We start from the raw sequence: 11427 nt of genomic DNA on the forward strand, positions 1-11427 counted from the left end.
CTAAAAAATCTAAACTCAAGTTTTACTCGACTTACTAAGTAGCTAGTGCCCCGCTATGCGTTGCGCTCTGCCGTCTCAGTGGGGTCGCATTATAGGGCGCCGCGGATTTTACGCAAGCGTTTTTTAAAGAAAACTTCAAATAAAGTGCTGTTCGTCTGTTTTACGAGCTAAAGGCATCAAAAGTGATAGTTTTCTGAGCAGGCCAGCTCTCCTCTGGCCATTTTGTAGGCTCTACTGATACACTCACTATTATTTACTCCAATATTTTTAGGTGCTCTAATGACAATACGTTCTTATAAAGGAATGACTCCTACCTTTAATCAATCAGTCTATGTTGATGAGTCTGCTGTTTTAGTCGGTGATATAACTTTGGGAAACAATAGTAGTGTATGGCCTTTAGTTGCTGCACGGGGCGATGTTAACTATATCCGTATTGGTGAACGTACAAATATACAAGATGGCAGCGTATTGCATCTAACTCGTTCCAGTAAAAGCAACCCTGATGGTTATCCATTAATTATTGGTGACGATGTAACCGTAGGGCATAAAGTAATGCTACATGGTTGTCGCTTAGGAAACCGTATATTAGTAGGCATGGGTGCCATAGTGATGGATAACGCTATTGTCGAAGATGATGTGATTATTGGCGGTGGTTCACTAGTGCCGCCAAATAAACGTTTAGAGTCAGGTTACCTTTATGTTGGTAGTCCAGTAAAACAAGCTCGCCCCTTAACGGAGCAAGAGCTTAGCTTTTTAAAAATCTCTGCAAATAATTATGTTGAGTTAAAAGACGAATACCTAGCAGAAGATTAAATTAACGCCTTTATTTCAATTTTTCCTGCTGAGTTATACTCTTCGTCTTCAATTAGTTGCTCAGCAAGATCTTCATAATCAAAGCGCAGTGACTCAAAATATTGTTTTGCAGCTGCAAGATCTGAAATAGCTAAGCTTTGCGTATCAATAATGCATTCCACCATTAAGCCGCTCACTTGCGCGTAAAATGTGAGTAACTGATTTTGTGCATTGAACTCAACGCGATCTATAAACTGAATAGCTTGATTCATTTAAGCTCTCCCGCCCTCAAAGCGCTTACCACTGGCAATATTTCAGGCATTTTATTACGCCATACATAAAAAGCTTGAGCTGCTTGACCAACCAACATACCACTGCCATCTAATACTGAAATATCTGATTTATTGTCCTGTGCCCACTGCATAAACAAGGTGCTTTTTAGTGAATAAAACATATCATAAACGCAGTCACAGCCGCTAAGGTGTTCTTTATCAAGCGCAGGGAGTTCACCTAGCATACTGCTAGACGTAGAGTTTACGATTAGCGAGTAATCACTTTTTGGCAAATCATCAAAACCAAAACCAGTTACCTTGCCGTATTGAGTAAATAATTCAGCAAGCGCTTTGGCTTTTGCCGCAGTACGATTTGCGATAATAATCTCTCTTGGCTGCTGTTCTAATAGTGGTAACACTACGCCACGGGCTGCACCGCCAGCACCAATTAATAAGATGCACTTATCTTTTATAGCAACTTTGTTTGCTAATAAGTCATTAACGAAGCCGACTCCATCTGTGTTATCACCCAATAAGCGGCCATCATCAAGTAATTTAATGGTATTCACGGCACCAACGATAGTCGCAAACTCAGTACGCTCATCGACTAATTCATAGGCTTGTTCTTTAAATGGCATAGTCACATTTGCACCAAGGCCTCCTTGAGCAAAAAAATCAGTGACTGATTTTTTAAAGCCGTCAATCGGTGCTAATATTGCGCGGTAGTCGATTTGTTCACCTAATGAGGCTGCAAATTGCGTATGTATTGCGGGTGATTTTGAGTGTTCGATTGGGTTTCCAAAAACCGCATATTTGTCCATGTTCAAGCAACCTCTTTGTACAGTAAACACTGTTAATTAACGATGATAAAATTATGATTAGACGACTTTTCTCAAAATCGAAACCAGCTGAACCACAGCAAGCACCAACGCCAGAAAAAACACCCTACCAGATGATGGGTGGCGAACAAGGTGCACGTGCTCTATCTGATAGATTCTACGATATTATGGCAACAGATGAATACGCTAAACCGTTATATGATATGCATCCTCAACCATTAGATCGTATACGCCAAGTCTTTTTTGAGTTTTTATCCGGTTGGTTAGGCGGCCCAGACCTGTTTGTAGAAAAGCACGGCCACCCCATGTTACGAAAGCGCCATATGCCGTTCCCTATTGATCAGGACTTACGCGATCAATGGATGCATTGCATGAACAAGGCGTTAGATGCTGAAATTGATAATCCATTACTGCGTGAAGGGCTGCGAAAATCACTGGCACAATTAGCCAGCCATATGATCAATCAACATTAACAAATTAGTTTTAATCACTTGCGACTCTTACAACTTAGAATTGAGAGTCGCTATAAAATACTCTCTAATAAACTATACACTTAAATTACGCTCAAAATTAACGATATCCACGCCAGACTTAACTCGATACAACTGAGCAAACCGGCCACCAGACTTAACTTTTTCATCCATTTTTTCCAACATATCAGCCGCTTCTATACGCCTAATAATACTCTTACGTTGCACCGTTTTGCCTATTATTGTTTCAATAACGGACTTAAATTGGCCAACTGTAAAATGCTCAGGTAAGCAATATATTGGCACCATTGAATACAAGGCCTTTTGTTTTAGCCGCTGCCTTGCCTGTTCAATAATGTACTTATGATCAAAAGCTACTGACAACGTCTTTAACTTCCCAACATCAATCCATTGCGCATCATCGACTGTTGTTATATGTGTTGATGTATTCATTTGTGCGGTAAGAGCAAAATAGACCAGTGTCACACTAAACCCTCGTGGATCTCGCTCCAAACCAGAATAGGTATGCAATTGTTCCAAATATTGAGGAGTGACATTGGTTTTTTCTTTTAATTTACGCAGCGCAGTCATGTCGGCATCATGATCAACATCCATATCAATAAACCCGCCAGGTAAAGCCCATTGACCTGTAAAGGGCTCGCTTGCTCGCTTGACGAGTAAAACCTTTAATTCCCCATCTGTTACAGTGAACAATACACTATCAACTGTAAATAATGGGTTTTTAAACTCCGCAATATCGTAATTATCAGTCACTTTTCTGTCCACATTAATGTCTTAGCGACACAATATATGGTAGACCATACAATTTCAAGCGGCAGAATTAACCAATCAAGAACATAATTTGCGCTTTAGGTTAAAAAATAGCTTGCTTACTTTAGGTACATTTGATAAATTCTTTGTGTCGTTAAGACACAAACATTTAAAAGGACACAAAATGAAAGTATTTAGCCATGACTCCGCAGGTAATAAATCACTTATCAATTATGATAACTTCACCTTCTCTGGTGGAGAAGAACATATAAGATTTCACTCCCCTTCTTTGCTTGAAGTTGTAAAAATAGAAATATTTGAACGGCTTACTGATTCATCAAAAATAATTAGGCTAATGATGGCCGTAGATGCATTAAAAAGACTAACAAGTGAAAACACACCTATCGAGCTTGTTATCCCTTACTTCCCATACGCTCGCCAAGATAGAGTATGTGTTGAAGGAGAGGCATCTGGTGCAGTTGTTATGGCAAACTTCATTAACCGTTTAAATTTTTCAAAAGTAACTATTTGGGATGCACACAGTGATGTATCACCAGCTTTAATACATAGAGTAATCAATATTGAGCAAATAGCGTTACTTAAGCAATGCGAAGAGTTAAGTAGTCGCTTAACAAATGGTGAATTAACACTTATCTCCCCTGATGCTGGTGCAAGCAAAAAAACTCTTAAAATTTCCGAGCAATTTAATGGGGTGCCCGAGGTTATACAAGCCCATAAAGTCAGAAATTTAAAAACCGGCGAAATAATTAAAACTGAAGTACTCGGTAATGTAGAAGGTAAAAACGTATTAATCGCAGATGATATTTGTGACGGTGGTAGAACATTTATTGAGTTAGCAAAAGTACTTAAAAATGAAGGAGCTTTGGAAGTTTCTTTGTTCATTACCCATGGTATTTTTTCAAAAGGGCTTGATGTATTTACTGGGCTAATTGAACACATTTACACAACCGACTCCTTCAAAGCTGCAAATGAATTTAAAAATAACACCGATATAAATTTACAAATAATTGAGATGTAAGGAAAACACCATGACTATTATAGCTGCTAGTATGCAAAAAGATGTTTATAAAGAATTCCACAGCCGTGCTTACCACCCTGACGTAACCGAAGTATATGCAAATTATACTTCAAGAAGTGGCAAGCTTAGTAATATAGAAAATAACGACAAAGTAGCTTTTGTCGGCTTGCAATACTTTATAAAGAGCTACTTGCAGGAAGAGTGGGATGAATTTTTTAAACTAGATAAAGCAACCGCTGTTGCAACTCACAAGCGAATTATGAGCTCAATGCTTGGTTACTCAGTCGATGTTAAATACTTAGAAGACCTTCATGATTTAGGCTATTTGCCACTCAAGATCAAAGCACTACCAGAGGGCTCTTTAGTTCCTTACTTGGTTCCTCCGATTACTATCGTTAATACTAAAGCGGGTTTTCAGTGGCTCACCAATATGATCGAGACCGTTTTGAGTTGTGAGAACTGGCCAATTCAAACAAGTGCGACCACCTCGGTTGCTTATTTCAAAGTATTTAAAGAATTTGCACTTAAAACTGGACTACCTCAGGATTTCGTGCCATTTCAAGGACATGATTTTAGCTTTAGAGGAATGTTTGGTAAACATGCCGCTGCCATGAGTGGCTTTGGTCACTTAGCGTCAGGGTTAGTAGGAACAGACACTATTCCAGCCGTTTTATTTGCTGAAAAGTATTATGGTGCCAATGTAGACAAAGAACTTGTTGGTTGCTCAGTTGATGCAACAGAGCACTCTGTAACTTGCTCTTGGATCATGGAGGGGGAAATTGAGTTTTTTAAATACTTAATGAAAGAACAATCACCAAAAGGTATTTTAAGTGTTGTATCTGATACGTGGGATTTCTGGACTTTAGTAACGGATTATCTTCCACAACTAAAAGAAGAAATTATGACACGTGACGGTACATTAGTTATTCGTCCAGACTCTGGAGATCCTGTAAAAATACTCACAGGCTTCAAGGCCTCTCCAGTTTCTGATTACAGTGAATTATTTCAAACACAAAAAGAAGCAGAAGAAGAAGTCATTCAAAAAGGATATGAAGCTTACAGGTTTAACGGTGAATACTTTGGGTTCGAAAGTAGTTCAACAATTAAACTAATGGACTGCGAAGTTAAAGGGCTTATTGAATGTCTGTGGGATACATTCGGGGGCACAATCACTTCTCAAGGCTACAAGTTACTTGATGAGCATATTGGCGCAATTTATGGGGATGCGATCACTCTAACCCGTCAACGTCAGATATTGCAAAGACTAATGGATAAAGGTTTTGCATCTAAAGTGGTATTAGGTATTGGCTCATATAGTTATCAATATGTCACCCGTGATACGCATGGCTCAGCGGTCAAAGCAACAAGCGTAATGAAGAATGGTCAACGTGTTGCAATATTTAAAGATCCTAAAACTGACGCTAAAAAGAAATCATCAAAAGGACTATTAAAAATAGAACGTGTGGATGATGAGCTAACCTTATTTGATAATGTATCCGAGCAAGAAGAACAACAAGGCTTATTAGAAGTGGTCTTTGAAGATGGAAAATTATTAAAAGAAACCACTCTTAACGAAATAAGAGCGGTAATAGCTCAACAGATATAAGACTCTCTTTGATAAGGCTTATGTCGTGTAAACATGAAAGGCGCTTTATCAGCGCCTTTGCAATTTATTAAATTATAATTGCCACTCTCTGGCAATTAAGTTACTAGGCTCAACACTTAACCAATCTTGAGGACGCAAGTAATATTGATACAACTTCGCTTCAGCGCTGTCAGCTGCGGGTTTATAGTTATATTCCCAGCGGGCCAGTGGCGGCATCGACATTAAAATAGATTCAGTTCGGCCACCTGTTTGCAGGCCAAACAAGGTACCTCTATCCCAAACCAAATTAAACTCGACATAACGGCCACGGCGATATAACTGAAAGTCACGCTGTTGTTGGCTGTACTCGTCATTTTTACGTCGCTCAACGATAGGTAGGTAGGCATCTAAAAAGCCATTTCCTACCGCTTGCATAAAGGCAAAGCTCTTTTCAAATCCGTGTTCGTTCAAGTCATCAAAGAATAAACCGCCGACACCACGGGTTTCGTTGCGGTGTTTGATATAAAAATACTCATCACACCATTTTTTATAATTAGGATAAACTTCATCGCCAAACGGCGCACAGAGATCGCTGGCAACTTGGTGCCAATGTTTAACATCATCAAAAACTGGGTAAAACGGTGTTAGATCAAAACCACCACCAAACCACCAAATTGGCTCTTCACCGGCTTTTTCTGCAATGAAGAAGCGTACATTGGCATGACTGGTCGGTATATGTGGATTTTTTGGATGAATAACCAAAGAGACACCACAGGCATGAAAACTGCGTCCTGCAAGTTCTGGGCGGTGCGCTGTTGCTGATGCGGGCATTGAAGCACCAAAAACATGAGAATAATTAACCCCACCTTGCTCTATTACATTGCCATCACGAATTACTCGAGTACGACCACCACCGCCCTCTGCACGTTGCCAACTGTCTTCAACAAATTGCGCTTCGCCATCGGCTTGTTCTAAGCCTTGGCAGATTATATCTTGCAAGGCCATAAGGTAGGTTTTTACTTGCTCTAGTAAATTACTGTGCATGTTTATCCTCTAAATACTTTGCCTGTCATGGCATCTTTAATAGTGCTTGGCTGAGTGTTACCACCGAGCGCTTCATCAACATAAAACGCCACTTGTTGGCCAAACTCTGTTTTCGCCATCGCAATACTGGTTACAGTATCTTGGCCAGATAAGTTCGCGCTAGTCGACACTAACGGTTTACCAAATTGTTGGCATAATTGCTTTACTGTTGGGTGATTGGTAACGCGTACAGCTATGGTATCAAACTGACCTGTTAACCATTTTGGCGTGTTTTTAGCCGCTGGCATAACCCAAGTTATAGCACCAGGCCACTGTGAAAAAATATCAGCGCGCTTGTCCATAGGAATTTTTGCGTCATCAACGTATTTTAATAATTGCCCGTAATTATCAGCAATTAAAATGAGGCCTTTTTCGACTGGGCGTTGTTTAATTGCTAGCAAGCGCTCAACCGCTTGTTGATTATCAGGGTCGCAACCTAAACCATAAACGGCTTCGGTTGGATAAACAATAACGCCACCTTGCTCTAACGCAGCAACGGCCGTGACAGGAACTGAGGTTGAATCAGCCACAAGAAATCTCCAAAACTAATAATAAGCGGGTAATTATTGATCGACAGTAAGTTTATGCGAACAGTTTTTCTGCGGGCATTGTAACACAACACTATTAGTCATTTGTTTTTGCATCATCACCGGCCACTGACATGCAGGGCAACTATGTGCAACGGGTTTGAAGTTCAAGGTATATTTGCAATTTGGGTAGCTGTTGCATGAATAAAAAGTTTTCCCATATTTATTGCTACGAGCGACCAACTGGCCTTTTTTACATTTAGGGCAAGCTGGCAGGGTTTCCTCATTAGGCTCTGGCTCATCATGGGCAATATAATGACAATTAGGATAATCAGTACAACCAATAAACATGCCATAGCGGCCATTTTTAACCACCAATGGATTGCCACAATCTGGGCATGGGCTATCCTCTAGCACTTTAATTTGGTGATTATCATGCTGGGCAAGCGAGCGAATAAAGTCGCATTTAGGGTAACTTGCACAACCAAGGAAAGGACCTGACTTACTATTACGAATAACAAGCTCTGACCCACATTGCGGGCACACTTCGTATTCTTTTTCTAAGGCATGTTGGTTTGCAGAGAAAAGCGATTGGTCGATTTTACTCATGTTTTTCCTAAGCAGCTGGCTAATTTTCGCCTAATATACCCAAACTAATTAAAGATACAAGTTAATGTAGTACCTCTGCTGGCTCATCAAAAATGAGTTCTTCCATTTGCGCATAAGCCTGCTCTGACCCTGGCACATTAAACAACACCATCAATACCACCCATTTAAGATCATCAAGTGATATGTAAGGCTTATCTAACGCGAACAAACGGTCCATCACCATCTCACGGGTGGCGCTATTGATCACTCCTACTTGCTCAACAAACATCAAAAAACCGCGACACTCAGTGCTGAGCATTTGGCATTCGCTGTCAGTAAAAATACGTACGGCATGCTGTGGATGGGCATTTAAATAAGGAAATTCATCACTGTGCTGTAAATCAGCAAGTTGCTCAAGCCAATCAAGTGCTTTGTATATTTCGGGTTTATTAAAGCCAGCCCGTAATAACTCATCAGTGAGTTCATTGTGCTCAACAAAGACCTCTGCTTCGCTGTGAATATAGTTTTCAAATAAATACATGAGGATATCGAACATGTTACTTTCCTCCAAACTAGTACACTAACGCTTATCGAATTCGAATATAGCCATCTAAAACACGCTCTACTCTATCTTCTAGCTCAAGATCAAGCAAACGAGCTTGTACTTTATCTATTGACCACTGGCTACGTTGAGCAATTAGATCTACTGCTGTCACTTCATAACCAACACTGTTGAGTACTTTACAGCTAGCCTCCTCAACTGTTAGCTCTTCTATATTATATAGACTGCTTTCACAGAAAAAGCTCACTTCATCGAGAATATCACTGACATTTTCAACCAATTTTGCTCCTTGTTTAATTAAAAAGTGACTGGCTTCTGAGAGTGGGTTTTTGATTGAACCGGGTACCGCAAACACCTCTTTATTTTGTTCCAGCGCATAGCGTACAGTGATAAGCGAGCCACTTTTAATTTGCGCCTCAACAATCAATACCCCAAGCGATAACCCCGATATTATACGGTTACGGCGTGGGAAATTATTCGCATTAGCGGCAGTACTGGGTAAAAACTCACTGACTAATAACCCTCGCTCACAGACTTGATCGGTAAGTAACTTATGCCGCTTAGGATAATAAACATCCACACCAGTACCTAACACTGCAATGGTATTACCATTACCTGCCAGCGCCCCTTTGTGCGCAGCACCATCAATACCAAGCGCCATGCCAGAAGTAACAGTAAGTCCAGCCAGCGTGAGTTGGTGAGCGAATTCAGCTGCAATTTCCAGCCCGATGGGCGTCGCATTACGACTACCAACAATCGCAATTTGCGGACTAGCTAATAATTCCACGTTACCACGGCAAAATAACAATAAAGGCGCAGTAGCAATTTCTTTCAGTAGCGCAGGGTATAATGGATCGAAATAATCTATTGCGATTATCTGTGATTGCTTAATTAAGGTTTGGTAATGATCAACCTGCCGCCAATCTGTAGCCAGTAAATTACTGGCAACTTGCGGGCTTAAACCACATTCAGTGAGTTGCTTATGAGTGAGCTTAAATAAAGTATCAAGCGGCTGCTTTTGCGCTAATGCAAGTAGAGTTTTTACCCCTAACCCTTTGCATAAATAAAAGGCAAGCCAATGATTTAGCTTGCCTGATGAATCTTTCATGCTCCCTCCTTAGAGCACTCAAACCTGATTTAATTTATAACTGCAAAATCACCGACTCGGATTGGGTGCTGGTTTTTTACGATTAAAGCGTAGCTAACGTTGTTATAAACTTTAAACACCATTAACTCACCCACTTTTTCTTTTGGCATATGCCATACTTTAGTGTCTTCATCTGGTTCTGTGCCAAAAAATTCGTTGGTATTTGTCACTAATTTTTCAAGGCTATTTGAATCTTCTTTATAACGCGGACCATTACGACCATCAAAAACCGTTGGTGATTGACGCTCAATATCCAAAATATGACCTTCTTCAATTGCCTGCTCTGACCCTAAGTTTAGCACTACAATGTCCATCGTGCTGAATTCTCGCAAACCACTGACTGATGATATGATTGTTCCGTCAACTGGTTGCTCAGGACGGTGAATATTAAAATAGGCTGGTAATAACTGACCATCCATTGCCGGCATTAAAAAATCAGCCGGTTTGATTTCTTGCTTTACCTGCTCAAGTTTCACTGAAGCAGGCACACCGTTAGCAACGTCACCCTTTCTAAATACCCGCCCTACAGCCACCAACTGTGTATTATTGGCAAGCACTTCATTGGTGTTTGGATCAACAAACTCTTGGCCTTTACGATAAATAGCGTATGACTCATAAAGCTCTAAATCACCTTTTACGTAAACAATATGCCCTTCGGTGTTCATTTTAGTATTAACATTAGCACCTAAGATATACGGTTTCTCGGCAATTTCTTTAGCGTCAATTGCCTGCTCGTAGGTCAGGTAAGGACGTAATAACTCAAGTGGTAAGGTCGGGACCGCATTTTTACCTTTTGGCGTAATACGACCATGTGGAGAAAGCTTTTTATAGCCAGAATTAACCACTAAACGCGGATTACCATGCTCATCATAGATCAAAGATAGCGCATCACCCGGATAAATCAGGTGCGGATTGTTAATTTGCGGGTTCATTTGCCAAAGCTCAGGCCATTGCCACGGCTGCTCCAAATAAATTCCAGAAATATCCCATAACGTATCGCCCTTTTTTACAACGTATTGTTTAGGCGCATCTTTTTTTATTGTTAATACATCAGCTAACGATGGAAAAGTAGTACTTAATGCCAACATTGCCGCGAATAATGGGTATCTCATTGAGCTTCCTTGTGGTGTTTTTTCATTATTATCAACCAAAACCTGTTAAAGGTGAACGCGAATGGCTAAAATAAGAGCATACAATACCCTAAATTAAGCACAAGTGAAAAAGGTTACTATGGCTAGGTTAGAAGTTTTAAGATTTCCAGATGAGCGTTTACGTACTATAGCAAAAGAAGTCACACAATTTGACGATCAAGTTCGCCAAATTGTAAAAGACATGCTGGAAACTATGTATGATGAAAACGGCATTGGATTAGCTGCCACACAAGTTGATATTCATCAACGAATTGTGGTCATTGATGTCTCTGAAGAACGCAATGAGCCATTAGTGCTGATCAACCCCACTATCACTAAACAAGATGGCAACACTGTTAGTGAAGAAGGCTGTTTATCGGTACCTCACTCATATGCAAAAGTTGACCGTGCAGAAACCGTCACTGTGACCGCACTAAACGAACAGGGCGAAGAGTTCAGCTTAGATGCCGATGAGTTATTAGCAATTTGTATTCAACATGAATTAGATCACTTACAAGGCAAGTTATTTATCGATTACTTATCGCCACTAAAGCGCCAACGTATTCGTAAAAAGCTTGAAAAAGAAGCTAAGCTAGCAGCACAATAATAAGCACCTTAGGAA

At 40.3% G+C, this 11427-nt stretch carries 14 protein-coding genes; 5 read left to right on the forward strand and 9 right to left on the reverse strand.

Annotated features, from left to right (window positions below):
• Positions 1-279: 279 nt before the first annotated feature.
• Positions 280-813, forward strand: coding sequence for a gamma carbonic anhydrase family protein (locus tag V7783_RS13625; protein WP_335679179.1), 534 nt, complete (start codon positions 280-282; stop codon positions 811-813).
• Here the strand turns inward: V7783_RS13625 and V7783_RS13630 are convergent.
• Both V7783_RS13630 and aroE read right to left on the reverse strand, forming a co-directional pair.
• Complete coding sequence (locus V7783_RS13630) at positions 810-1064, reverse strand: DUF1488 domain-containing protein (protein ID WP_335679180.1); 255 nt, start codon at positions 1062-1064, stop codon at positions 810-812. The genes V7783_RS13625 and V7783_RS13630 overlap by 4 nt on opposite strands.
• A complete protein-coding gene (gene aroE, locus V7783_RS13635) occupies positions 1061-1885 on the reverse strand; it encodes a shikimate dehydrogenase (protein ID WP_335679181.1) in 825 nt (274 codons plus the stop codon). The genes V7783_RS13630 and aroE overlap by 4 nt, the downstream gene beginning before the upstream one ends.
• 53 nt (positions 1886-1938) lie before the next feature.
• On the opposite strand from aroE, the gene V7783_RS13640 reads away from it, so the two are divergent.
• On the forward strand, positions 1939-2376 hold the full coding sequence (locus V7783_RS13640) for a group II truncated hemoglobin (protein WP_335679182.1): 438 nt from the start codon (positions 1939-1941) through the stop codon (positions 2374-2376).
• 72 nt (positions 2377-2448) lie between these two features.
• On the opposite strand, the gene V7783_RS13645 is transcribed toward V7783_RS13640, so the two are convergent.
• Entirely contained in the window at positions 2449-3147 is a 699-nt protein-coding gene (locus V7783_RS13645) for an NUDIX hydrolase (protein WP_335679183.1), read from the reverse strand.
• Positions 3148-3328: 181 nt separating this feature from the next.
• On the opposite strand from V7783_RS13645, the gene prs reads away from it, so the two are divergent.
• A complete protein-coding gene (gene prs / locus V7783_RS13650) occupies positions 3329-4183 on the forward strand; it encodes a ribose-phosphate diphosphokinase (protein WP_335679184.1) in 855 nt (284 codons plus the stop codon).
• A gap of 10 nt (positions 4184-4193) precedes the next feature.
• Entirely contained in the window at positions 4194-5789 is a 1596-nt protein-coding gene (locus tag V7783_RS13655; RefSeq protein WP_335679185.1) for a nicotinate phosphoribosyltransferase, read from the forward strand.
• Positions 5790-5861: 72 nt separating this feature from the next.
• Here the strand turns inward: V7783_RS13655 and hemF are convergent, their stop codons facing one another.
• From hemF to V7783_RS13685, 6 genes are all read right to left on the reverse strand, one after another.
• Complete coding sequence (gene hemF / locus V7783_RS13660; RefSeq protein ID WP_335679186.1) at positions 5862-6812, reverse strand: oxygen-dependent coproporphyrinogen oxidase; 951 nt, start codon at positions 6810-6812, stop codon at positions 5862-5864.
• A gap of 2 nt (positions 6813-6814) precedes the next feature.
• Positions 6815-7381 carry an L-threonylcarbamoyladenylate synthase gene (locus tag V7783_RS13665; RefSeq protein ID WP_064668287.1) on the reverse strand — a complete coding sequence of 189 codons (567 nt, stop codon included), beginning with the start codon at positions 7379-7381 and terminating at the stop codon, positions 6815-6817.
• Between the two features lie 33 nt (positions 7382-7414).
• Entirely contained in the window at positions 7415-7987 is a 573-nt protein-coding gene (locus tag V7783_RS13670; RefSeq protein ID WP_064668286.1) for a DNA topoisomerase family protein, read from the reverse strand.
• Positions 7988-8048: 61 nt separating this feature from the next.
• Positions 8049-8522 (reverse strand): DUF494 family protein, encoded by a 474-nt coding sequence (locus tag V7783_RS13675; RefSeq protein ID WP_064668285.1) that lies wholly within the window; start codon positions 8520-8522, stop codon positions 8049-8051.
• A 31-nt stretch (positions 8523-8553) separates the two neighbouring features.
• Positions 8554-9636 carry a DNA-processing protein DprA gene (dprA, locus tag V7783_RS13680; protein WP_335679187.1) on the reverse strand — a complete coding sequence of 361 codons (1083 nt, stop codon included), beginning with the start codon at positions 9634-9636 and terminating at the stop codon, positions 8554-8556.
• Between the two features lie 29 nt (positions 9637-9665).
• Entirely contained in the window at positions 9666-10787 is a 1122-nt protein-coding gene (locus V7783_RS13685; RefSeq protein WP_335679188.1) for a LysM peptidoglycan-binding domain-containing protein, read from the reverse strand.
• Positions 10788-10905: 118 nt separating this feature from the next.
• Between V7783_RS13685 and def the strand changes: the two genes are divergently transcribed.
• Positions 10906-11412, forward strand: a complete 507-nt coding sequence (gene def, locus V7783_RS13690; RefSeq protein ID WP_335679189.1) for a peptide deformylase — start codon at positions 10906-10908, stop codon at positions 11410-11412.
• The last annotated feature ends 15 nt before the right edge of the window (positions 11413-11427 follow it).

The organism is Pseudoalteromonas sp. (genome assembly GCF_036960685.1).
In the GTDB taxonomy this organism is placed as follows: Bacteria; Pseudomonadota; Gammaproteobacteria; order Enterobacterales; family Alteromonadaceae; genus Pseudoalteromonas.

What these genes read in the sequence shown, in the direction of transcription:
- dprA (WP_335679187.1), bottom strand. Translation starts at nt 9,636, where the DNA reads ATGAAAGATTCATCAGGCAAGCTAAATCATTGGCTTGCCTTTTATTTA.
- V7783_RS13640 (WP_335679182.1), top strand. Translation starts at nt 1,939, where the DNA reads ATGATTAGACGACTTTTCTCAAAATCGAAACCAGCTGAACCACAGCAA.
- hemF (WP_335679186.1), bottom strand. Translation starts at nt 6,812, where the DNA reads ATGCACAGTAATTTACTAGAGCAAGTAAAAACCTACCTTATGGCCTTG.
- prs (WP_335679184.1), top strand. Translation starts at nt 3,329, where the DNA reads ATGAAAGTATTTAGCCATGACTCCGCAGGTAATAAATCACTTATCAAT.
- V7783_RS13630 (WP_335679180.1), bottom strand. Translation starts at nt 1,064, where the DNA reads ATGAATCAAGCTATTCAGTTTATAGATCGCGTTGAGTTCAATGCACAA.
- V7783_RS13670 (WP_064668286.1), bottom strand. Translation starts at nt 7,987, where the DNA reads ATGAGTAAAATCGACCAATCGCTTTTCTCTGCAAACCAACATGCCTTA.
- aroE (WP_335679181.1), bottom strand. Translation starts at nt 1,885, where the DNA reads ATGGACAAATATGCGGTTTTTGGAAACCCAATCGAACACTCAAAATCA.
- V7783_RS13685 (WP_335679188.1), bottom strand. Translation starts at nt 10,787, where the DNA reads ATGAGATACCCATTATTCGCGGCAATGTTGGCATTAAGTACTACTTTT.
- V7783_RS13675 (WP_064668285.1), bottom strand. Translation starts at nt 8,522, where the DNA reads ATGTTCGATATCCTCATGTATTTATTTGAAAACTATATTCACAGCGAA.
- V7783_RS13625 (WP_335679179.1), top strand. Translation starts at nt 280, where the DNA reads ATGACAATACGTTCTTATAAAGGAATGACTCCTACCTTTAATCAATCA.
- V7783_RS13655 (WP_335679185.1), top strand. Translation starts at nt 4,194, where the DNA reads ATGACTATTATAGCTGCTAGTATGCAAAAAGATGTTTATAAAGAATTC.
- def (WP_335679189.1), top strand. Translation starts at nt 10,906, where the DNA reads ATGGCTAGGTTAGAAGTTTTAAGATTTCCAGATGAGCGTTTACGTACT.